Source organism: Streptomyces sp. NPDC001914 (assembly GCF_042891215.1).
GTDB lineage: Bacteria > Actinomycetota > Actinomycetes > Streptomycetales > Streptomycetaceae > Streptomyces.
Map to the genome: position 1 here is coordinate 25,375 of NZ_JBIASW010000024.1, position 21,800 is coordinate 47,174.

The window sequence follows — 21,800 nt, forward strand, 5'->3', positions numbered from 1 at the left end:
GGGGGTGGGGGGCGGCTAGGCTGGGCGCTGTGAAGGTCCTTGTCATCGGTGGTGGCGCCCGCGAACACGCCCTGTGCCGCTCCCTGTCCCTCGACCCCGACGTCACCGCCCTGCACTGCGCCCCCGGCAACGCCGGGATCGCGGAGGTGGCGGAGCTGCACGCGGTCGACGCCCTCGACGGCGCCGCCGTGGCCGCGCTGGCCACGGAGCTCGGCGCCGAGCTGGTGATCGTGGGCCCGGAGGCCCCGCTCGTCGCCGGTGTCGCCGACGCCGTGCGCGCGGCGGGCATCCCCTGCTTCGGCCCCTCGGAGGAAGCCGCGCAGCTGGAGGGCTCCAAGGCGTTCGCGAAGGACGTGATGGCGGGTGCCGGCGTCCCCACGGCACGCTCCTACGTCTGCGCGACGCCGGAGGAGATCGAGGAGGCGCTCGACGCCTTCGGGGCGCCGTACGTCGTGAAGGACGACGGACTGGCGGCCGGCAAGGGCGTCGTCGTGACCGACGACCTGGAGACGGCACGGGCGCACGCGAACGCCTGCGACCGCGTGGTCATCGAGGAGTTCCTCGACGGCCCCGAGGTCTCGCTCTTCGCGATCACCGACGGCACGACCGTCGTCCCGCTCCAGCCCGCCCAGGACTTCAAGCGCGCGCTGGACGGCGACGAGGGCCCGAACACCGGCGGCATGGGCGCGTACTCCCCGCTGCCGTGGGCCGACCCGAAGCTCGTCGAGGAGGTCATGGAGACCGTCCTCCAGCCGACCGTCGACGAACTGCGCCGCCGGGGCACCCCCTTCTCCGGACTCCTGTACGCCGGTCTGGCGATCACCAGCCGTGGCGTGCGGGTCATCGAGTTCAACGCCCGCTTCGGCGACCCCGAGACCCAGGTGGTCCTCGCCCGGCTGAAGACCCCGCTCGCCGGTGTCCTGCTGGCCTCCGCGAACGGCACCCTCGCCGATCTGGAGCCCCTGCGCTGGAGCGACGACGCGGCGGTCACCGTCGTCGTGGCCTCGCACAACTACCCGGACACCCCGCGCACCGGCGAACCGATCACCGGGCTCGACGAGGTGGCCGCGAAGGACGCCCCGCACGCGTACGTGCTGCACGCCGGCACCCGCCACGAGGACGGCGCGGTCGTGAGCGCGGGCGGCCGTGTGCTGTCCGTCACAGCGATCGGATCCGGTCTCACCGAGGCCCGCGAGCGCGCCTACGCGGCCGTCGCGCGCATCGGCCTGGAGGGCTCGCAGCACCGCACGGACATCGCCGCGAAGGCGGCCGCCGAGGCATAGCCCACGGCCCCCGGCCGAGGCACGGCCCACGGCCTCCATAGCAGCACCCGGCCCCGGACTCCGTAAGGAATCCGGGGCTTTGTCCTGTCGCGTCCGGGCCCCTCCGCCTGCGGGTTTCTGTACGAAACCGGAAGCCCGTCCGGTTCCCGCCGTCATCCACCTTTCCCCAGAGCCATTCCATCGAGTGACCGATGCCCTATCCGGCTGACGAGGGCCGGGGCCCCAACTAGGGTGCGGCGAAGGCATTCCGGCACTTGGCCCACCGGCATTGCGATGTCGGCGGCGGGTGCCACAGTGGGGGAGTGACCAACGCCAGGGCATCCGTCGGCGCCGGCTGCGACACGGCCGGGGCCAGGCGGACAAGAGGGGGTGACGTCCGGTCGTGACCGGTATGGGTGTGGAGGTGGGCGCGCAGGCAGCGCGCTCCCGGGCTCTCGCCGTGCTGCGCGTCCGCAGCAGGGCGCTGGCCGTCGCCCTGCTGCCCGCGGCCGTGGCCGTCGTGCTGCTCGTCGGCGCGGCCACCGGCCGTGTCAGCGGCAGGCCCTGGGGGATCGCGGGATGGATCGTGACGGTGTTCGCCGTCCTCGTCCTGGTCGGGGCGGCGGGCATCGCGCTCGTCGTGGCCCGCGCCCGGCCCGCCGTGAGCCCCACGGTCCCGATCCCCGAGGCGTCGGCCCCCGATCTCTACCGCATGGTCCGTGACCTGGCCGACCGTCTGGACGTCCCGGCCCCCTCGGCGATAGCGCTCACCCCGGACTGCGACAGCTGGCTGGAGGACCGCACCCACCGGGCGCACGGCCGGTTCACCCCGGGCGGCAGGGACGAGCAGGACGCCCGGCGCGCAGGTCCGGCCGGAAGCGGCTCGGTGACGACCGCGCTGACGGACCGCGCCGCCCGGGCCACCACCGCCCCCGTCCTCGTGATCGGCTCCCCGTTCCTGTGGTGGATGCGGGTCGGCGAGCTGCGGGCGGTCCTCGCCCCCGTCGTCGCCGGTACGGGCCCCTCGGCGCACCCGGACATAGCCGCGGCCCGCCGCTTCGTCCGCGGCCTGGACGCGGCCGTGGCCGTGGCCTCGGCGCCCGGCCGCGGCCCACTGTCCCGCACGGTCCTCGGCGTCGTCGGCCGGGTCACCCGGCTCCTGCTGCGCGGCTGCCGGGGGCACGCGGCCGAGATGGAGCGGGCCGTGGCGTCCGCGGCGGCCGAGCGCGCACAGGCCGTGGACTACGGCGTGCGGATCGTCGCCCAGGAGCAGGTGGGCCTGGCGTACGCGGGCTGGGACCGTCTGCTGACCCGTGTCGCGCTGCCCGCCTGGCGGATGGGCCGCTGGCCCTCCCGGCTGGACGTGGGTGTCGTCGCCGCCCTGACCGAGCTGTCCCGCCGCGACCGCCTCGCCGAGGGCTTCGCCTCCCGGCTCGGCGAGCGCCCCGCCTGCGACCTGCTGGAAGAGCCCGGCACAGTGGACGAGGCCGCCTCGCTGCTGGCCGCCCGTCTCTTCCACGGCGGTCCCGCCGAGGCCGGCCCGGACTGGGCGCCGGTCGACTGGCAGGACTATCCGGACGAGGTCGTCGACCGCAAGTGGCGCACCGATGCCGCCCGGCTCCACCGGGTCCTGGACGCGCTCGGCGTCCGCCACCCCGCCGACCCCGCACTGCCCGAGGCGGACGGACCGACCCTGGCACGCGTGCTGGACCATCTGTCCGTGCCGTCGGGGGCCGCGCCCGCCGTGGACGCGGACCCGGCGGCCGTCCTCGCCGAGCACCGGACCGAGGCGTACGGGGAGATGGGGATCGCCGAGAGCGACGACCCCGACCTCGCCGTGGGCAACGAGCGGTCCGCGGCCCTCGCCGCCCGGCTCACCGCGGAACTGGCCCGCGAGGAGGCGTCCGCCCCGGCGACGCCCCGGCCCGCCGGGAGCGCCGGACAGCAGGACATCGACCACGGCCTGTGGGACGACCGGATGCTGCCGCTGTTCCCCCTCCAGCCGCCGAGGACCGGCCGCGAGCTGCTGGCCGACCACGTCACGGCTATGGTCTGCTGCTCCGCCATGGACACCGCCGGGGCGGTCCCCGGACTCGACTGGCTGGACGGCCCGTCCCTCCTCGTCGGCGGTGAACGCGCCGCCGACATCGGCCCCCGCGTCCTCACCCTCATAGAGACCGGGGACCCCGCGCCCCTGCGGGACTGGCTGCGCCATCTCGGCGTCCGTCCGGAGAAACCGGTCCGCCTGGTCTGACGGCGGCCCGCCCCGCGCCGCCCCACCGTCGCGGTCCCCGGCCCTGCACCCACCCCACCGTTCGCAGGCGCCCCGGACCAGGCGGAGCAACCCGTTCCACTCACGCCAATTCGCGACGAACGGTGACGGACTGCGTGCGTAATGTGATGTGCTGGGACCGATCGAGCACGGAGCAAGGGCTTGCCGGTACGACGGGGGCACGAGAAGGGGGTGCGGGCATGGGATCCGAGCAGATCCGCCGCTGGGAGTCGGGAGCGCTCGCGCACGCCGTCACGGATCCCTTCGGCCTGGGACCCGTTCCCTGGCTCCGCGGCAGCGAGACCTATTTCGACGACACCGGCCACGTCGTCCCCTGGTACGTGGACACCGAGACGCCCCAGCCGCCCCAGCCCGCGGCCAGTGCCTCCCGGATCCCGGCCCCGCGCTCCACCTCCCGCGCCCGCCCGCGCACGGGCCCCGGAGGCCCCCGCTCGGCCGACGACGTCCACCGCCAGATCAAGGGCTTCACCAGTACGGGGGCCGCCGCACCCGGCGAGTCCATCGACTTCCACGTGACGGTCGACCCGCCGCAGGAGTTCAGCGTCGACATCTACCGCATCGGCCACTACGGCGGTGACGGCGCCAGCAAGATCACCACGAGTCCCCGGCTCTCCGGCATCGTCCAGCCGCCGCCGCTGACGGCCGACCGCACGGTCTCCTGCCACCACTGGTGGCTGTCCTGGCGCCTGCAGATCCCGTCCTACTGGAGCGTCGGCGCGTACGTCGCCGTCCTGACCACCCTCGACGGCTACCGCTCGCACGTCCCCTTCACCGTCCGCAACCACCAGACGGCCGACCTGCTCCTGCTGCTCCCGGACATCACCTGGCAGGCGTACAACCTGTATCCGGAGGACGGCCACACCGGCGCCAGCCTCTACCACGCGTGGGACGAGAACGGCCGGCTCCTCGGCGAGGCGAACGCCGCGACGACCGTCTCCTTCGACCGTCCCTACGCGGGCGCGGGCCTGCCCCTCCACGTCGGCCACGCCTACGACTTCATCCGCTGGGCGGAACGCTACGGCTACGACCTCGCCTACGCCGACGCCCGTGATCTGCACGCCGGCCGCGTCGACCCCACCCGCTACCGAGGGCTGGTCTTCCCCGGCCACGACGAGTACTGGTCGCCGCAGATGCGCCGCACCACGGAACTCGCCCGCGAGCACGGCACCTCGCTCGTCTTCCTCTCCGCCAACACCATGTACTGGCAGGTGGAGCTCGGGCCGTCCCCCTCAGGTGTCGCCGACCGGCTGCTGACCTGCCGGAAGCGCAGGGGCCCCGGCAAGCCCGTCCTGTGGCGCGAGATCGACCGCCCGGAGCAGCAGCTCATCGGCATCCAGTACGCGGGGCGCGTCCCCGAGCCGCAGCCGCTGATCGTCCGCAACGCCGACCACTGGCTGTGGGAGGCCACCGGGGCGCACGACGGCGACGAGGTGGAGGGCATGGTCGCCGGTGAGGCGGACCGTTACTTCCCGCGCACCCCACTGCCCGAGCACCAGGACAGGATCCTGCTGGCGCACTCCCCGTACCCGGACAGCGAGGGCGTCCTGCGCCACCAGGAGACCTCGCTCTACCGCGCCCCGTCCGGCGCCCTGGTCTTCGCGTCCGGGACGTTCGCGTGGTCCCCGGCCCTCGACCGCCCCGGCCACGTGGACCCCCGTATCCAGCGGGCGACCGCCAATCTCCTCGACCGCATCTGCAAACACGACTGAGAAAGCCCCGCCGGACGCCCCGTGACGCACCCGCGCCACGGGGCGTCCGCACCCGCCGGGCACGCCCCCTGTCCACACCCGCTCGCCCCATACGGGAGAATCGAGCCACTTGGACAGAACCACGGGGAGGAACCGTGTCCGGATTCGTCGAAAAGCCCGAGCCCCTCCAGGTGCCGGGTCTGGTACATCTGCACACCGGCAAGGTGCGCGACCTGTACCAGAACGAGGCGGGCGACCTCGTGATGGTCGCCAGCGACCGCATCTCCGCCTACGACTGGGTTCTCCCCACCGAGATCCCCGACAAGGGCCGCACGCTCACCCAGCTCTCCCTGTGGTGGTTCGACCAGCTCTCCGAGCTGGCGCCCAACCACGTGCTGAGCACCGAACTCCCGCCGGGCGCCCCGGCCGACTGGGCCGGCCGCACCCTGATCTGCAAGTCCCTGCGGATGGCCCCGGTCGAGTGCGTCGCCCGCGGCTATCTGACCGGCTCGGGGCTCGTCGAGTACAACGACACCCGCACGGTCTGCGGCCTCGCGCTTCCCGAGGGGCTCGTCGACGGCTCGGAACTTCCCGCGCCGATCTTCACCCCGGCCACCAAGGCCGCGGTCGGCGAGCACGACGAGAACGTCTCGTACGAGGAGGTCGTCCGTCAGGTCGGCGCCGACACCGCCGCCGAGCTGCGCCAGGCGACCCTCGCGATCTACGGCCGGGCCCGTGACATCGCCCGGGACCGGGGCATCATCCTCGCGGACACCAAGTTCGAGTTCGGCTACGACGGCGAGACGCTCGTCCTGGCCGACGAGGTGCTGACCCCGGACTCCTCGCGCTTCTGGCCCGCCGACGTGTGGGAGCCGGGCCACGCGCAGCCGTCCTTCGACAAGCAGTACGTCCGCGACTGGCTGACCTCCGCCGAGTCGGGCTGGGACCGCAAGAGCGAGCAGCCGCCGCCCGCCCTGCCCGAGCGTGTCGTGGAGGCCACCCGCGCCAAGTACATCGAGGCGTACGAGCGTCTGACGGGCGTCAGCTGGTCCTGACCCCGTCCACGGGCCCGGCCGCCGGCCGGGCCCGTACCCGCTCCGTCCTCGGCGGGTGCACACGAAGAAGCCCCCGACCGGAGTCGGGGGCTTCTTTTCCTGAGCGGACGACCAGGTTCGAACTGGCGACCTCAACCTTGGCAAGGTTGCGCTCTACCAACTGAGCTACGTCCGCATGCGCCGTGGCGCGAGAGCAACTATACCCAACCTCGCTCCCGTGCGAGACGCACCGCCGCATGCCGGTTCTCCGCGCCCAGTTTGGAAGCGGCCGAGGACAGATAGTTCCGTACCGTCCCCTGGGACAGCGCGGCCCGCTCCGCGATCTCCGCCACGGGTGCCCCGTCTGCGGCGAATTCGAGCACCTCGGCCTCGCGCGCGGTCAGTGGCGAGTCCCCGGCGGAGATCGCGTCGGCCGCCAACTCCGGGTCCACGTAACGGTTTCCCGCGTGCACGGTACGGATGATCTCGGCGAGCCGCCGCGCGCTGACCGTCTTCGGGACGAACCCCCGCACACCCGCCGCGAGTGCCCGTTTCAGATGCCCGGGCCGCCCGTGGCTCGTCACGATCAGCACCTGGCAGCCGGGCAGTTCGGCCCGCAGGGATGTGGCCACGCTCACACCGTCGGCCCCCGGCATCTGAAGATCCAGCACGGCGACATCGGGCGCGTGCGCCCTTGCCATGGCCAGCGCCTCCGGTCCGGTCGCGGCCTCGGCCACCACGACGAGGTCGTCCTCCAGCCCGAGCAGCGCGGCCAGCGCCCCCCGGATCAGATGCTCGTCGTCCGCGAGCAGCAGCCGTACGGGGATCTCGCGCGCCGGCGCGCCGGACTCCGGTGATGTCATGAGGTGCCCTCTCTCGCGTCCCGCGCGACCGACGACGCCAGCGATTCCCCCGACGTCTCACGGCCCGCGCGAGCCGGACCGCCGGGGGCGGCTGTGCGCGTGTCCGGGGCGGCGTCGTTCACAGCGGCCGTACCGACGTCCGGGGACGGCGCGCCGGAAGCCGCTGCGCGTGTGCCCCGGACCCGGTTCCCCGGAGTCGCTGTGCGGGCGACCTGTGCCGCGGCGCCGGGAGCGGCTGTGTCGGTGGCCGGGGACGGGTTGCCGGGAGTTGTTGTTCCCGCGTCCGGGGCCGGGTCGCCGGGAGCGGCTGTGTCGGCAGCCGGGGCCGGGTCGCCGGGTGTCGCTGTGCGGGTTCTCGGGATCGTGTCTCCGATGGGGGCCGGGCGTGAGTCCGGGGAGGGGTGCAGCGGTACGTCCGCCGTCAGGAGGAACACTCCTCCGTCGGCGCCGGCCCGCAGCACCCCGTCCACCTCCTCCAGCCGCTCCCGCAGTCCCACGAGCCCGCTGCCCCTGCCCGGTCCCGGGCCGCCGTCGGGCCGGGGGCCCGGTTCCGCCCGGTCGGGCACGCCGTCGTTCTCGACGGTGAGCGTCACCCGCTCCCGCGTCACCCGCAGGGACAGCGCGCACGTCCTGGCGTTCCCGTGCCGCAGCACGTTGGTCGTCGCCTCCCGCACCACCCAGCCGAGCGCCGACTGGACCTGCGCCGGCAGCCCCGCGGCCGTGCCGGTGACGGAGCAGTCGATGCCCGCGGCCGTCAACACGCCCTGGGAGCCGGCCAGTTCGGTCGCCAGATCGGCGTCGCGATAGCCCCGTACGACCTCGCGCACCTCCCGCTGGGACTCCCGTGCGATCCGCTGCACCTCGGTCATCTGGTCCACGGCCTCGGACCGCCCGCGCCGGGCGAGCTGGACGGCGAGTTCGCTCTTGAGGGCGATCACCGCGAGGTTGCGGCCCATCACGTCGTGCAGATCGCGGCCGAAGCGCAGCCGTTCCTCGGCGACGGCGAGCCGCGCGCGGGTCTCGCGGGCCGCGTCGAGTTCGTACACGGCGTTGAGCAGCCAGACGGAGAAGGCCGCGGTGAACGTCAGGAAACCGGAGGTCAGCAGCACCAGGACGGCGGTGATCAGCGCGGCGGGGCCCGCGAAACCGAGGGGCAGGGAGAGCACCCCGGTACCCGCGGCCGCGCCGAGCACCACGTACGTCATATGGCGCCGGTCACGGGTCCCGAGCGCGACCGTGCCGGCGCCGAACGCGGTGACACCGACGAGCAGCGAGGAGGTGACGAGGACCGCGTCCTCGTTCGCCGGGTGCCAGGGGCTGCCCGAGAGGACGGCCCCCGCGACGCCGGTCACGCAGGTGCTCGCGGCCAGGGCCAGCAGGGTCCGCCGGGGCTGTTCCCGGGTGCCGCGCGTCCAGTCCAGCGCCCGCGAGGCGCTCACCGCGCACAACACCGAGTGTCCGCACACCAGCAGGAACACCGCCCAGGCGCGGAGCGCCGGAAGGTTCCCGAAGACGGGCAGCCCGATCGAGGCGGCTTCGAGCAGGGAGAAGAAGTGGAACGACCAGCGGGTGTACGTCTCGACCTTCGCCGGTGTGCTCTTGCCCCGCCACCAGCCGGACGGCCTGCCCATGCCCACCCCCGTGTCCGTGGTCACCGCCGCGGTTCCCAGCGGAACCACCGGCGTACAGCAAACACCGCGATCACGGTCCAGGCCACCGCCGTGACGAGGGCGCCGACGGTGTCGTGCGCGGACAGGTGCCCGGTCCAGCCGCCCCGGATCAGGGTGATCACCGGGGTCAGCGGCAGCAGTTCGCAGAACGGGGCCAGGCGGTCCGGCAGCAGTTCGAGGGGGATGAAGGTCCCCGAGCCGAGCAGCGACACCAGGGTCAGCGGGCCGGCCGCGATCTGGGCGCCCTCGACGCTCCTGCTGAAGCTCGCGGTGACGGCCGCGAGCGCCGGCCAGGTGACGAACGCCGACAGCAGCCCCAGCAGGACGAGTTGGGGCTCCTTCGGCGCTCCGACGCCGAGCATCACCTGGTAGGCGGCCGTCAGGACCAGGCACTGGGCGAGACCGATGGCCACCGAGGGCAGCGCGGCGCCCGCGAGGATCTCCAGGTCCCGCAGTTCCCCGGTGCGCAGCCGTTTGAGGACGAGTTCCTCCCGGCGCGCCGCGTACACGCTCACCAGGGAGCCGTAGACGGCGAAGAGGAGCGCGAAGCCGACGGAGGAGGGGAGCAGGACGGAGCCGGCGGTGAGTCCGGTGCCTTTCAGGCGCATCGACTCGAGGTTCGAGCGGAGCATGAGCGGCATGACCAGGGGGACGAACACCGCCGCGGCGAGAGTCGCCCTGGTGCGGCCCAGCAAGGTCAGTTCGGCGCGTGCCAGTGCTCTCGTCCGGCCGGCCGCCGTGGTCCGGACCGGTCCGGTGCCGGTGCCGGTGCCGGTGGTGATCGCCGTTCCGCTCATGCCGCCGTCCCCCTCGTACGCGCCTTCCGCGTGCCCGCGGTCTTCCCTTGACCGTCCGGGCCGTCCGGGCCGTCCGGGCCCTGTGCCGCCGCCTCCCGCGAGATCCGCAGGAACGCCTCCTCCAGCGAGGCCGGGCGCACGTCGAGCCCCCGCAGTTCGACGCGCGCCCGCTCGGCCCACACCAGCAGGGCGGTGGCCGTCCGCTGGAGTTCGCCGGTGCGCAGCCGGATCGTCCGGCCCGCAGTCTCGTGGCCGCTGACGCCGAGTTCAGGCAGCGGGGGCAGGTCGCCGGGGAGATAGCCGTCGGGCAGTTCGAAGGACACGTGCGAGGGCTGGGAGGCGGTCACCTCGGCCGGGGTGCCGATGGCCGCGACGCGTCCCTCGTGCAGGATCGCCAGCCGGTCGGCGAGCGCTTCCGCCTCTTCCAGATAGTGCGTGGTCAGCAGGACCGTGGTCCCGCCGTCGCGCAGTTCGCGCACCAACTGCCAGGTGGCCCGGCGGCCTTCCACGTCGAGTCCGGTGGTGGGTTCGTCGAGGAAGAGGACCTCGGGGTCGCCGAGGAGCGCGAGCGCCAGGTCCAGGCGCCGCTTCTCGCCGCCGGACAACTGTTTGACCCGCACGTCCGAGCGGTGCGCCAGTCCGACCCGGTCCAGGACCTGTCCGGCCGGCCCGGCCCCGCTGGTGCACGCCGCCCACATCCGGGTGGTCTCGGCGACCGTCAGCTCGGAGGGGAAGCCGCCTTCCTGGAGCATCACGCCGACACGGGGCCGCACGGCGGCCCGTTCCGCGAGGGGATCGTGTCCGAGGACCCGTACGTTCCCGCCGGCCGGGGCCGCCAGGCCCTCGATCAGTTCGACGGTGGAGGTCTTGCCCGCGCCGTTGGTGCCGAGGAGCGCGAAGATCTCACCGCGGCGCACGGAGAAGGTGACTCCGCGTACCGCCTCGAAATCCTTTCCGCCGCCCCCGTACACGCGCCGCAGATCCGTGACCACGATCACGTCGTCGTGCTCGTTCGTGTTCATGGAATCAGCGTCGGCGCGGACGGGTCCCGGCGGCAGTGCGCGTTGTCATCACTCGGCATGACAAATGTCAGACGGTTTCGGCGGCGGGCCGCGGGGACACCGGTGCGGAGAGGACGGACGCCGGTGCGGACGGAGATATGAGAAAGGCCCCGGTCTACTGACCGGGGCCTTCTTCGCTGAGCGGACGACGAGGCTCGAACTCGCGACCTCAACCTTGGCAAGGTTGCGCTCTACCAACTGAGCTACGTCCGCATTGCCTCCGAACGGCTTCCACCGATCGGCGCGAGCACTACCCTACCTGATCGACATGCGTGATCGGTAAGAAGTGCGGAGCGGGTGACAGGAATTGCACACTGCGCCTTCCCCCTGGAAGGGGGATGTTCTACTACTGAACTACACCCGCACGACCTTCGGGTTCCGGCTTTTCGTCCGTGCCCCTCGGCGTGTTCCAGACTCTAGCTGATCAGGCGGGGGTCAGCGCAAGTCGGTTCTCCCGGGGCCGGTGGAGGGCTCCGGCGGGCACCCCGGGCGGGGTGCCCGGCTCGGTCCGGGCCGGGTGCCGGCTCAGTGCGACTCGGCGAACGCCTCGTAGACCTTCTTGGGGATCCGGCCGCGCGGCGGGACGTCCATCTTGTTGGAACGGGCCCAGGCGCGGACCGCCGCGGGGTCGGGCGTCAGCGCGGTGTGCGTGTACGCCTTCCCGGACTTCGACCGCTTGCGGCCGGCCTCGACGTACGGCTCGAGCGCCTTACGCAGTTCCTCGGCGTTGGTTGGATTGAGGTCGATCTCGTACGACTTGCCGTCGAGTCCGAAGGCGATCGTCTCCGCCGCTTCCGAGCCGTCGATGTCGTCAAAGAGAGTGACCACGACACGCTGCGCCACGAATATCGGTCCCTTCGTGCGACACCTTCGCGATCAACGGTCATGACGTGCGCGGACGTCACGGAGTTGTCGGGGAGATGTCGACTGTCCGGCTGTTATCGAGCAAAGTATCGGCTATTGCCAATTCATTTGTACAGTGCCCGGCATTGCATTGTGAAGCCCGACTAAAACTCTCCGCGTGTCCGATGGCAATGGGGTCCTGCCGTTCTTCTGCGGTTTTTCCCAGGATTTTCCGTGGATGGCCCCGTGCCGATGCGTGATCGTGATCGGGGTCACGTAGGATTCTACGAATCTACGCGAGTAGAAATTTTGTACGGGTAGTCTGAAGGGACCTGCTCAGCACCACACACCGGGAGTGCCAGTGGCACGCGTCGTAGTCGACGTCATGCTCAAGCCGGAGATCCTCGACCCCCAGGGCCAGGCGGTGCAGCGTGCACTGCCGCGCCTCGGTTTCGAAGGTGTCTCCGACGTCCGTCAGGGAAAGCGATTCGAACTGGAAGTGGACGGACCGGTGGACGACGCCGCGCTCGCCCGCATCCATGAACTGGCGGAATCCTTCCTCGCCAACACCGTGATCGAGGACTTCACCGTCAAGGTCGAGGAAGTCGCGGAGGCCGGAAAGTGACCGCTCGTATTGGAGTCGTCACCTTTCCGGGCAGCCTGGACGACCGCGACACGCAGCGCGCGATCAGGCTCGCGGGTGCCGAACCCGTAGCCCTCTGGCACAAGGACAAGGACCTCAAGCAGGTCGACGCCGTTGTGCTGCCCGGCGGTTTCTCGTACGGCGACTATCTGCGGGCGGGCGCCATCTCGCGCTTCTCGCCGGTGATGGAGACCGTCATCGAGCAGGCGAAGTCCGGAATGCCGGTTCTCGGCATCTGCAACGGCTTCCAGGTCCTCACGGAGGCGCACCTCCTCCCCGGCGCGATGCTCGGCAACAACCACCTCCACTTCATCTGCCGCGACCAGAAGCTGCGGGTGGAGAACGCGGGGACCGCCTGGACCGCCGACTACACGGCCGGCCAGGAGATCCACATCCCGCTGAAGAACATGGACGGGCGGTACGTCGCCGACGAGCACACGCTCGACATGCTGGAGGCGGAGGGCCGGGTGGCGTTCCGTTACGTCGACTTCAACCCGAACGGCTCGCTGCGGGACATCGCCGGCATCACGAACGAGGCCGGGAACGTGGTCGGTCTCATGCCGCACCCCGAGCACGCCGTCGAGCCCCTGATCGGGTCCGGCCGCACCGACGGACTCCCCTTCTTCACCTCGATCCTCAAGAAGCTGGTCAACGCATGAGCCGCACGCCTCTGGACACGGTCGAGCACGCGGCCGCGACCCCCGACGTCGAGCTGCCCTGGGCCGAACTGGGCCTGAAGAAGGACGAGTACGAGCGGGTCGTGGAGATCCTCGGCCGCCGGCCCACCGGCGCCGAGCTCGCCATGTACTCCGTCATGTGGTCCGAGCACTGCTCGTACAAGTCCTCGAAGGTCCACCTCCGCCAGTTCGGCGAGAAGGCCCCGCAGTCGGACGCCCTCCTCGTCGGCATCGGCGAGAACGCCGGTGTCGTCGACGTCGGCCAGGGCTACGCGGTCACCTTCAAGGTCGAGTCGCACAACCACCCGTCGTACGTCGAGCCCTACCAGGGCGCGGCGACCGGCGTCGGCGGCATCGTCCGCGACATCATCGCGATGGGCGCCCGCCCGGTCGCGGTCGTGGACCCGCTGCGCTTCGGCGCGGCCGACCACCCCGACACCAAGCGCGTCCTGCCGGGCGTCGTCGCGGGCATCGGCGGCTACGGCAACTGCCTGGGCCTGCCGAACATCGGCGGCGAGGTCGTCTTCGACGCCTGCTACCAGGGCAACCCGCTGGTCAACGCCGGTGCCATCGGCGTCATGCGGCACGAGGACATCCACCTCGCCAAGGCGTCCGGCACGGGCAACAAGGTCATCCTGTACGGGGCCCGCACGGGCGGCGACGGCATCGGCGGCGCCTCCATCCTCGCCTCCGAGACCTTCGACGACGCCAAGCCGTCGAAGCGTCCGGCCGTCCAGGTCGGCGACCCCTTCCAGGAGAAGCTCCTCATCGAGTGCACCCTGGAGGCCTTCGCCGAGAAGCTGGTCGTCGGCATCCAGGACCTCGGCGCGGCCGGTCTGTCCTGCGCCACCAGCGAGCTCGCGTCCAACGGCTCCGGCGGCATGCGGGTCACCCTGGACGACGTACCGCTGCGCGACTCCACGCTCTCGCCCGAGGAGATCCTCATGAGCGAGTCGCAGGAACGCATGTGCGCGGTCGTCGAGCCGGAGAAGGTCGACCGGTTCCTCGAGATCTGCGACAAGTGGGACGTCATCGCCACCGTCATCGGTGAGGTCACCGACGGCGACCGGCTGGAGATCTTCTGGCACGGCGGCAAGATCGTCGACGTTGACCCGCGCACGGTCGCGCACGACGGCCCGGTCTACGAGCGCCCCTACGCCCGCCCCGAGTGGCAGGACGCGCTCCAGGCCGACGACGCCGGCAAGCTGCCCCGCCCGGCGACCGGCGAGGAGCTGAAGGACCAGGTCCTGAAGCTGGTCTCCTCCCCGAACCAGGCCTCCAAGTCCTGGATCACCTCCCAGTACGACCACTTCGTGCAGGGCAACACGGTGCTGGCGCAGCCCGAGGACTCGGGCATGATCCGCATCGACGAGGAGTCCGGGCTCGGCGTCGCCATCGCCACCGACGGCAACGGCCGTTACGCCAAGCTCGACCCGTACACGGGCGCCCAGCTCGCGCTGGCCGAGGCCTACCGCAACGTCGCGACGACCGGTGCCAAGCCGCTCGCCGTGTCCGACTGCCTGAACTTCGGCTCGCCCGAGGACCCGGCCGTCATGTGGCAGTTCGCCGAGGCGATCCGCGGTCTGGCGGACGCCTGCCAGCAGCTCGGCACCCCGGTGACCGGCGGCAACGTCTCGCTGTACAACCAGACCGGCGAGGTGGCCATCCACCCCACCCCGGTCGTGGCCGTGCTGGGCGTCATCGACGACGTCGCCCGGCGCACCCCGGTCGCCTTCCAGGAAGAGGGCCAGCTCCTCTACCTGCTCGGCGACACCCGTGAGGAGTTCGGCGGTTCGGCCTGGTCGCAGGTCGTCCACGACCACCTGGGCGGTCTGCCGCCGAAGGTCGACCTGGAGCGCGAGCGGCTGCTCGGCGAGATCCTCATCTCGGCCTCCCGCGACGGCATGATCGACTCCGCGCACGACCTGTCCGACGGCGGCCTCGTCCAGGCAGTGGTCGAGTCGGCGCTGCTCGGCGGCAAGGGCGCGCGCCTGGTCGTGCCCGACGGTCTCGACGCGTTCACCTTCCTGTTCTCGGAGTCGGCGGGCCGCGCGGTCGTCGCCGTCCCGCGTTCGGAGGAGCTCCGCTTCAACGACATGTGCGGTGCCCGGGGTCTGCCCGTCACCCGCATCGGTGTCGTCGACGGCGACGCGGTGGACGTCCAGGGCGAGTTCGCGCTCTCGCTGGACGAACTGCGCACGGCCCACGAGGGGACCATCCCCGCCCTGCTGGCGTAACCCGCCCGCGCTCGAAGGCCCCGAGGCCCCGCCCGTTCCGACGGGCGGGGCCTTCGCCGTGCCCGCGGCCTCCCGCCTGCATCCCGGCGCCGCTTCCCGGCGCCTGCTTCCCGGCGCCTGCTTCCCGGTGTGCTCCCCCGTGCCCTCGTCGCACCGGACTCCCCCGGCCTCCCAGGGGGGCGCCGGGGCAGAACCCGCACGCGCCGTACGGGCCTTCGCGCCGGCGGAGCGCGGCCTCGCGGACACGCCCGCGGACCGTGGAGCCCGGAAGTAGGCTCCCCCTATGACCTCGGCCCGGAAGCGCGCGCGTACCTATGACCCCGCCAAGATCCGTGCGGCGGTGCTCGCCCAGTTCGGGCACGTACGGGAGGGTGTACGTGCCCTGGACGAGGAGCGGTTGGCGCGGCCGGCGGGGCTCGGGGACTGGAGTGTGCGGGAGTTGGCCGCGCACATGACGATGTCCCTCGACGTCGTGAGCCGGCAGCTCGGCCTGCCCGCGCCCGCCGCGAAGGAACTCGCGCTGCTGGACTGGCCGTTCGGGACGGCCTCCCGTGCGGGGGCCATCGCCGACGGCACGCGCGCGGTCGCCGCCGCCCACCCCGACCTCGACGCGCTCTACGCCGCCGTCGGCGCCCGCGTCACCGAGCAGCTGGCCACGGCCCCCGACGACCGGCTGCTCGACGTGCCCGCCGGGGCGATGACCCTCGCCGACTTCCTCGTCACCCGCACCGTCGAACTCGTCGTCCACACCGACGACCTGAACCGCGCCGCCGGTACGGACATCCCCTTCGACCGCCAGGCCCTCGCCGCCTGCACCCGGCTGCTCGCCGACACCCTCGCCGTGAAGGCGCCCGGCGCCTCGACCGAGGTCAGGATCCCGCCGTACGCCGTCGTGCAGTGCGTGGAGGGGCCCCGGCACACCCGGGGCACCCCGCCGAACGTCGTCGAGACCGACCCGCTGACCTGGATCCGGCTCGCCACGGGACGCACCGAGTGGAAGGCGGCGCTGGAGGAGGCGAAGGTCAGCGCGAGCGGCGAGCGCGCCGACCTCGGCGGCCTGCTCCCGCTGATGGGATGACCGTCCCGCGCACCGCCCCCGAGCGGCCCCGCGGAGGCACATGAACCACCTTCGGGGCGCCCCGCCCGGCCCCCGGGGACCTGGCGCGCGGCACCCCGGAGGGGAACCGGTCCCCCGGCCCTCCCGTCCCATCGGCATGGACAAGCAGCGAACGACCCTCGGAGTCCTGACCCTGCTGCCCCTCGCCGCCGCCTGCGGCGGTGCCCAGGCGGACAACGGCTCCGCCCGGACGGAGACCGTGCCGCTGACCGGCGTGCACTGGACGGTCGACAGCCTCACCGCGGACGGGAGGACCACGCGGGCGCCCTCGGGGGCGTACCTGCGGATCGGGAACGACGGTCGCGTCGACGGCAACCTCGGCTGCAACGGGTTCGGCTCGAAGGCCACCTTCACGGGTGACCGTGTGGACTTCGGCGGACTCCGCACGACGGCCATGGCCTGCGCGAAGGGCCCGACGGACTTCGAGCGGAGTCTGAGCCGCGCCTTCGCGGACAAGGGGCCGCTCACGGCGAGGGCCATCGACGGCCGGCTGACGCTCACCGCCGACGACGGCGACCGGATCGCTCTCACCCGGGAAGAGGACGCCCCGCTGCGGGGGACGAGGTGGAAGGTCACGGCACTGGGTGACCGCGAGGTCTCCCAGCCGCTCCCGAAAGGGGCGAACGCGTACTTCGTGCTCCGCGACGACGGCACCTTCGAGGGCCGCCTCGGCTGCAACCACGCCTCAGGCCGGGCCGCCGTCGGCGACGGACATATCACCCTGGGGCCGGCCCGGACGACCCGCATGATGTGCCAAGACTCACTCATGAGGGCCGAGAAGACGCTCCTTGGAGCCTTCGACGGCAAGGTCGCCTACGCATTGGATCATCGCGGCATCGCGCTGACCAGCAAGAACGGCACGGTCGTCCGCGCGGTGGCCGACGAGTGATCCACTCGGGGCCCGTATCCCCAATTCGGACCAGTGGTCGATCTCGCCTACACTCGGTGCCGTGCCACGTGGTGACGGTCGACTCAATCATGATCTGCTCCCCGGTGAGAAAGGCCCCCAGGACGCTTGCGGCGTCTTCGGTGTCTGGGCTCCGGGCGAAGAGGTCGCCAAGCTCACTTACTTCGGGCTCTACGCCCTCCAGCATCGGGGTCAGGAATCCGCGGGAATCGCGGTCAGCAACGGCTCCCAGATCCTCGTCTTCAAGGACATGGGCCTCGTGTCCCAGGTCTTCGACGAGACCTCTCTCGGTTCGCTCCAGGGTCATATCGCGGTCGGTCACGCCCGCTACTCGACCACCGGTGCCTCCGTGTGGGAGAACGCCCAGCCGACGTTCCGTGCGACCGCGCACGGCTCCATCGCGCTCGGCCACAACGGCAACCTCGTCAACACGGCGCAGCTCGCCGAGATGGTCGCCGACCTGCCCAAGCAGGAAGGCCGGACCACCCGGGTGGCGGCCACCAACGACACCGACCTGCTCACCGCGCTCCTCGCGGCCCAGGTCGACGACGACGGCAAGCCGCTGACCATAGAAGAGGCTTCCGCCAAGATCCTCCCGCAGGTCAAGGGCGCCTTCTCGCTCGTCTTCATGAACGAGCACACCCTGTACGCCGCCCGTGACCCGCAGGGCATCCGCCCGCTGGTCCTCGGCCGCCTGGAGCGCGGCTGGGTGGTGGCCTCCGAGTCCGCGGCCCTCGACATCTGCGGCGCCAGCTATGTGCGCGAGATCGAGCCGGGCGAGTTCGTCGCCATCGACGAGAACGGTCTGCGGACCTCGCGATTCGCGGAAGCGAAGCCCAAGGGCTGTGTCTTCGAGTACGTCTACCTGGCCCGTCCCGACACGGACATCGCCGGCCGGAACGTGTACCTCTCGCGTGTCGAGATGGGCCGCAAACTCGCCGCGGAAGCTCCGGTCGAAGCCGATCTGGTGATAGCGACCCCGGAGTCCGGGACGCCCGCCGCGATCGGTTACGCGGAGGCCTCCGGCATCCCGTTCGGGGCCGGCCTGGTCAAGAACGCCTATGTCGGCCGGACCTTCATCCAGCCCTCGCAGACGATCCGCCAGCTCGGAATCCGCCTGAAGCTGAATCCGCTCAAGGAAGTCATCAAGGGCAAGCGCCTGGTCGTCGTCGACGACTCGATCGTGCGCGGCAACACCCAGCGCGCCCTGGTGCGCATGCTCCGCGAGGCGGGCGCCGCCGAGGTCCACATCCGGATCTCCTCCCCGCCCGTGAAGTGGCCCTGTTTCTTCGGCATCGACTTCGCGACCCGCGCCGAGCTGATCGCGAACGGCATGACCATCGAAGAGATCGGCACCTCGCTCGGCGCCGACTCGCTCTCGTACATCTCCCTGGACGGGATGATCGAGGCGACGACGATCGACAAGCCGAACCTGTGCCGTGCCTGCTTCGACGGCGAGTACCCGATGGAGCTTCCGGACCCCGAACTGCTCGGCAAGCAGCTCCTTGAGACCGAGCTGGCCGCGGGTCCCGCGGCCACGGCCGCGGCTGACGCCATCCGTCGCCCGTAGCGCCGCAGAGCCCCGTTTCACCAACCCGAAAGATCCCAGGCAATGTCTGCTGTATCTGATCAGTCGACTTCGTCGACGGGCACCGCTTCCGGAGCGTCCTACGCGGGCGCCGGAGTCGACATCGAGGCGGGCGACCGCGCCGTCGAGCTGATGAAGGAGTGGGTGAAGAAGACGCAGCGCCCCGAGGTCCTCGGCGGCCTCGGCGGCTTCGCCGGTCTCTTCGACGCCTCCGCGCTCAAGCGTTTCGAGCGCCCGCTGCTCGCCTCCGCCACCGACGGTGTGGGCACCAAGGTCGACATCGCCCGGCAGCTCGGCGTGTACGACACCATCGGCCACGACCTCGTGGCGATGGTCATGGACGACATCGTGGTGTGCGGCGCCGAGCCGCTCTTCATGACCGACTACATCTGTGTGGGCAAGGTCCACCCGGAGCGGGTCGCGGCCATCGTGAAGGGCATCGCCGAGGGCTGTGTGCTCGCCGGCTGCGCCCTGGTGGGCGGCGAGACGGCCGAGCACCCCGGCCTGCTCGGCCCGGACGACTTCGACGTCGCGGGCGCCGGTACGGGCGCTGTCGAGGCCGACCAGCTGCTCGGCCCGGATCGCATCCGTACGGGTGACGCGGTCATCGCCATGGCGGCCTCCGGTCTTCACTCGAACGGGTACTCGCTCGTCCGGCACGTCCTCTTCGACCGGGCGAACCTGCGCCTGGACCAGCACGTCGAGGAGTTCGGCCGCACGCTCGGCGAGGAGCTCCTGGAGCCCACCAAGATCTACTCCCTGGACTGCCTGACGCTGACGAAGAGCACCGAGGTGCACGCGTTCAGCCACATCACCGGCGGCGGTCTGGCGGCCAACCTGGCCCGTGTTGTCCCGGACGGCCTGCACGCGGTCGTCGACCGCGGCACGTGGACCCCGGCGCCGGTCTTCGACCTGGTCGGCAGGACCGGCGGTGTCGAGCGTCTGGAGCTGGAGAAGACGCTGAACATGGGCGTCGGCATGATGGCGATCGTTCCCGAGGAGTCCGCCGAGGTCGCCCTCGCCGTCCTCGCGGACCGCGGAGTGGAAGCCTGGGTCGCCGGCGAGATCACCGAGCGCGGGGACCACACGACGGGCGCAGCGCTCGTCGGCGACTACGCGAGCTGAGACGGGTGACGGGAGCCGAGGTCCGCGGTCACGCGGGCCGAAGCTCCCGAAGCAGCACGAAACCCGGTCCGGCGTTGAAGCCCCGGACCGGGTGAAGTGCAGTCGCTACGGGAAAACCGCCAGGCGGGATCTCCCGGAAACCCACGCCAGGAGATCCGCCACCAGAAGAGATCGCGGAAACTGCGAGGGACGCTGTTGCGTCAAGCGCCGCGACGTTGCGACTGAGGACCGGACTGATCGTCCTCGTCCTCATCGTCGTCGTTGTAGAGATCCGCGTACTGTGCGTACGGGTCCTCTTCCTCGTCGTCGTCCTCGAACGGCTCGCCATTCGGCGGCTGGCTCGAAGTCGAAGCGCCCAGCTCATTGGCCAGACGCGAGAGGTCAGTCCCGCCGCTGCTGTACTTCAGCTGGCGGGCGACCTTCGTCTGCTTGGCCTTTGCCCGGCCGCGCCCCATGGCTCGACCCCCTCGGATACGGGGCTCGACGGCCCCAGAGTCTTGACACGCGTTCATGATCTGGAACGGACTCTCCGTGGAGAGACCGGTCCGTAGGGCTTCCACGGTACCTGAGCCCGCGCCCATACGGTACGTCGCCCGCAGCACGCGCCTTCGCCCAGCACCAACGAGGTGCCCTGTCCTCGCTGGTCAACCGCGATTTTAACCTCTTCTTGGCGCCCGACCCGCCGACAGACGTGAGAGTTCTCTCCCAACCCCCCGTCGGCGGGTCCCTGACAAGCGCTGACGGCCCCGGAAGGCGTCAGTGGCCCCGTGCCTCCGCCATCCGCTGCTCGGCGATCCGGTCGGCCGCCGCGGCCGGCGGGATCCCGTCCTGCTTCGCACGTGCGAATATGGCCAGCGTGGTGTCGAAGATCTTCGTGGCCTTCGCCTTGCACCGGTCGAAGTCGAAGCCGTTGAGCTCGTCGGCCACCTGGATGACACCGCCCGCGTTCACGACGTAGTCGGGGGCGTACAGGATCCCGCGGTCCGCGAGGTCCTTCTCCACACCCGGGTGCGCGAGCTGGTTGTTGGCCGCGCCGCACACGATCCGGGCCGTGAGCACCGGCACGGTCTCGTCGTTGAGCGCGCCGCCCAGCGCGCAGGGCGCGTAGATGTCGAGGCCCTCGGTGCGGATGAGCGTCTCGGTGTCCGCGACGGCCGTGACGCCCGAGGGGTGCCGGTCGAGGATCCGCTGCACGGACTCGGCCCGCACGTCCGTGATCACGACCTCGGCGCCGTCCGCGCGCAAGTGGTCGACCAGGTGGTGGCCGACCTTGCCGACGCCGGAGACGCCGACCTTGCGGCCGCGCAGCGTCGGGTCGCCCCACAGGTGCTGTGCGGAGGCCCGCATGCCCTGGAAGACGCCGAACGAGGTCAGGACCGACGAGTCGCCGGCGCCGCCGTTCTCCGGGGAGCGTCCGGTCGTCCAGCGGCACTCGCGCGCCACGACGTCCATGTCGGCGACGAAGGTGCCGACGTCGCACGCGGTGACGTACCGGCCGCCGAGCGAGGCGACGAACCGGCCGTAGGCGAGGAGCAGCTCCTCGGACTTGATCTGCTCCGGGTCGCCGATGATGACGGCCTTGCCGCCGCCGTGGTCGAGCCCGGCCAGGGCGTTCTTGTACGACATCCCGCGCGCGAGGTTGAGGGCGTCGGCGACGGCCTCCTGCTCGCTCGCGTACGGGTAGAAGCGCGTACCGCCGAGGGCGGGGCCCAGGGCGGTGGAGTGGATGGCGATGACGGCCTTCAGGCCGCTGGCGCGGTCCTGGCAGAGCACGACTTGCTCATGACCGCCCTGATCCGAGTGGAACAGGGTGTGCAGTACATCAGCAGGCGCGCCGGTTACGTCGGTCACTGTGGTGACTCCCAGGTAAAAAGCGGCGGTTGGGTGCGGGGCCCGTGCGGATGGCGGGCTCCGTGGGAATGAGACTAGAGCCTGCGCCGACCCGCCCTCGGCGCAGTGGTCAGGATCACCCGCGGGCGGGGCACGGCCATGGTT

General features: G+C 71.6%; 17 protein-coding genes, 3 tRNA genes and 1 pseudogene. 11 read left to right on the forward strand and 10 right to left on the reverse strand.

What is annotated here, in order from left to right:
- Window positions 1–29 precede the first annotated feature (29 nt).
- The 4 genes from purD to ACFYYF_RS38390 all read left to right on the forward strand — a co-directional run bounded on the left by purD (window position 30) and on the right by ACFYYF_RS38390 (window position 6,298).
- Window positions 30–1,283 (forward strand): phosphoribosylamine--glycine ligase, encoded by a 1,254-nt coding sequence (gene purD, locus ACFYYF_RS38375; RefSeq protein WP_388783323.1) that lies wholly within the window; start codon window positions 30–32, stop codon window positions 1,281–1,283.
- 391 nt (window positions 1,284–1,674) lie between these two features.
- On the forward strand, window positions 1,675–3,516 hold the full coding sequence (locus ACFYYF_RS38380; RefSeq protein ID WP_388783417.1) for a hypothetical protein: 1,842 nt from the start codon (window positions 1,675–1,677) through the stop codon (window positions 3,514–3,516).
- A gap of 218 nt (window positions 3,517–3,734) precedes the next feature.
- Window positions 3,735–5,264, forward strand: a complete 1,530-nt coding sequence (locus tag ACFYYF_RS38385; RefSeq protein WP_388783326.1) for a N,N-dimethylformamidase beta subunit family domain-containing protein — start codon at window positions 3,735–3,737, stop codon at window positions 5,262–5,264.
- A 134-nt stretch (window positions 5,265–5,398) separates the two neighbouring features.
- Window positions 5,399–6,298, forward strand: a complete 900-nt coding sequence (locus tag ACFYYF_RS38390; protein ID WP_388783327.1) for a phosphoribosylaminoimidazolesuccinocarboxamide synthase — start codon at window positions 5,399–5,401, stop codon at window positions 6,296–6,298.
- 102 nt (window positions 6,299–6,400) lie between these two features.
- Here the strand turns inward: ACFYYF_RS38390 and ACFYYF_RS38395 are convergent.
- The 8 genes and pseudogenes from ACFYYF_RS38395 to ACFYYF_RS38430 all read right to left on the reverse strand — a co-directional run bounded on the left by ACFYYF_RS38395 (window position 6,401) and on the right by ACFYYF_RS38430 (window position 11,511).
- Window positions 6,401–6,473 (reverse strand) — tRNA-Gly (locus ACFYYF_RS38395).
- A gap of 22 nt (window positions 6,474–6,495) precedes the next feature.
- Window positions 6,496–7,140, reverse strand: coding sequence for a response regulator (locus ACFYYF_RS38400; protein ID WP_388783329.1), 645 nt, complete (start codon window positions 7,138–7,140; stop codon window positions 6,496–6,498).
- Between the two features lie 404 nt (window positions 7,141–7,544).
- Window positions 7,545–8,771, reverse strand: a pseudogene (locus ACFYYF_RS38405) (sensor histidine kinase); the annotation flags it as partial.
- Between the two features lie 20 nt (window positions 8,772–8,791).
- Window positions 8,792–9,607 (reverse strand): ABC transporter permease, encoded by an 816-nt coding sequence (locus ACFYYF_RS38410; protein WP_388783331.1) that lies wholly within the window; start codon window positions 9,605–9,607, stop codon window positions 8,792–8,794.
- A complete protein-coding gene (locus ACFYYF_RS38415) occupies window positions 9,604–10,629 on the reverse strand; it encodes an ABC transporter ATP-binding protein (protein ID WP_388783333.1) in 1,026 nt (341 codons plus the stop codon). The genes ACFYYF_RS38410 and ACFYYF_RS38415 overlap by 4 nt, the downstream gene beginning before the upstream one ends.
- 179 nt (window positions 10,630–10,808) lie before the next feature.
- A tRNA-Gly gene (locus ACFYYF_RS38420) sits at window positions 10,809–10,881 on the reverse strand.
- A 79-nt stretch (window positions 10,882–10,960) separates the two neighbouring features.
- Window positions 10,961–11,032 (reverse strand) — tRNA-Gly (locus ACFYYF_RS38425).
- A gap of 161 nt (window positions 11,033–11,193) precedes the next feature.
- Window positions 11,194–11,511, reverse strand: a complete 318-nt coding sequence (locus ACFYYF_RS38430; protein ID WP_355764587.1) for an Lsr2 family protein — start codon at window positions 11,509–11,511, stop codon at window positions 11,194–11,196.
- A 361-nt stretch (window positions 11,512–11,872) separates the two neighbouring features.
- Here ACFYYF_RS38430 and purS point away from each other — a divergent pair, with 361 nt between their 5' ends.
- From purS to purM, 7 genes are all read left to right on the forward strand, one after another.
- Window positions 11,873–12,136 carry a phosphoribosylformylglycinamidine synthase subunit PurS gene (gene purS, locus ACFYYF_RS38435; protein WP_005482678.1) on the forward strand — a complete coding sequence of 88 codons (264 nt, stop codon included), beginning with the start codon at window positions 11,873–11,875 and terminating at the stop codon, window positions 12,134–12,136.
- Window positions 12,133–12,813, forward strand: a complete 681-nt coding sequence (gene purQ / locus ACFYYF_RS38440) for a phosphoribosylformylglycinamidine synthase subunit PurQ (protein ID WP_361682737.1) — start codon at window positions 12,133–12,135, stop codon at window positions 12,811–12,813. The genes purS and purQ overlap by 4 nt, the downstream gene beginning before the upstream one ends.
- A complete protein-coding gene (gene purL, locus ACFYYF_RS38445) occupies window positions 12,810–15,068 on the forward strand; it encodes a phosphoribosylformylglycinamidine synthase subunit PurL (RefSeq protein ID WP_388783337.1) in 2,259 nt (752 codons plus the stop codon). The genes purQ and purL overlap by 4 nt, the downstream gene beginning before the upstream one ends.
- 283 nt (window positions 15,069–15,351) lie before the next feature.
- Entirely contained in the window at window positions 15,352–16,146 is a 795-nt protein-coding gene (locus ACFYYF_RS38450; protein ID WP_388783340.1) for a sterol carrier family protein, read from the forward strand.
- Window positions 16,147–16,282: 136 nt separating this feature from the next.
- Window positions 16,283–17,074, forward strand: a complete 792-nt coding sequence (locus ACFYYF_RS38455; protein WP_388783343.1) for an META domain-containing protein — start codon at window positions 16,283–16,285, stop codon at window positions 17,072–17,074.
- 61 nt (window positions 17,075–17,135) lie between these two features.
- Window positions 17,136–18,662, forward strand: a complete 1,527-nt coding sequence (purF, locus tag ACFYYF_RS38460) for an amidophosphoribosyltransferase (protein ID WP_361682729.1) — start codon at window positions 17,136–17,138, stop codon at window positions 18,660–18,662.
- A gap of 42 nt (window positions 18,663–18,704) precedes the next feature.
- Window positions 18,705–19,805, forward strand: coding sequence for a phosphoribosylformylglycinamidine cyclo-ligase (purM, locus tag ACFYYF_RS38465; RefSeq protein WP_361682727.1), 1,101 nt, complete (start codon window positions 18,705–18,707; stop codon window positions 19,803–19,805).
- Window positions 19,806–20,005: 200 nt separating this feature from the next.
- Here purM and ACFYYF_RS38470 read toward each other — a convergent pair whose 3' ends face one another.
- Complete coding sequence (locus ACFYYF_RS38470) at window positions 20,006–20,260, reverse strand: DUF3073 domain-containing protein (RefSeq protein ID WP_361682725.1); 255 nt, start codon at window positions 20,258–20,260, stop codon at window positions 20,006–20,008.
- A gap of 301 nt (window positions 20,261–20,561) precedes the next feature.
- Complete coding sequence (locus tag ACFYYF_RS38475) at window positions 20,562–21,656, reverse strand: Glu/Leu/Phe/Val dehydrogenase dimerization domain-containing protein (protein ID WP_365478648.1); 1,095 nt, start codon at window positions 21,654–21,656, stop codon at window positions 20,562–20,564.
- Window positions 21,657–21,800: the final 144 nt, after the last annotated feature.

Excerpts from the sequence above, each read along its gene's own strand:
- ACFYYF_RS38380 (WP_388783417.1), top strand. The coding sequence starts at position 1,675 with ATGGGTGTGGAGGTGGGCGCGCAGGCAGCGCGCTCCCGGGCTCTCGCC.
- ACFYYF_RS38385 (WP_388783326.1), top strand. The coding sequence starts at position 3,735 with ATGGGATCCGAGCAGATCCGCCGCTGGGAGTCGGGAGCGCTCGCGCAC.
- ACFYYF_RS38400 (WP_388783329.1), bottom strand. The coding sequence starts at position 7,140 with ATGACATCACCGGAGTCCGGCGCGCCGGCGCGCGAGATCCCCGTACGG.
- ACFYYF_RS38410 (WP_388783331.1), bottom strand. The coding sequence starts at position 9,607 with ATGAGCGGAACGGCGATCACCACCGGCACCGGCACCGGCACCGGACCG.
- ACFYYF_RS38415 (WP_388783333.1), bottom strand. The coding sequence starts at position 10,629 with ATGAACACGAACGAGCACGACGACGTGATCGTGGTCACGGATCTGCGG.
- purL (WP_388783337.1), top strand. The coding sequence starts at position 12,810 with ATGAGCCGCACGCCTCTGGACACGGTCGAGCACGCGGCCGCGACCCCC.
- ACFYYF_RS38450 (WP_388783340.1), top strand. The coding sequence starts at position 15,352 with ATGACCTCGGCCCGGAAGCGCGCGCGTACCTATGACCCCGCCAAGATC.
- ACFYYF_RS38455 (WP_388783343.1), top strand. The coding sequence starts at position 16,283 with ATGGACAAGCAGCGAACGACCCTCGGAGTCCTGACCCTGCTGCCCCTC.
- purM (WP_361682727.1), top strand. The coding sequence starts at position 18,705 with ATGTCTGCTGTATCTGATCAGTCGACTTCGTCGACGGGCACCGCTTCC.
- ACFYYF_RS38470 (WP_361682725.1), bottom strand. The coding sequence starts at position 20,260 with ATGGGGCGCGGCCGGGCAAAGGCCAAGCAGACGAAGGTCGCCCGCCAG.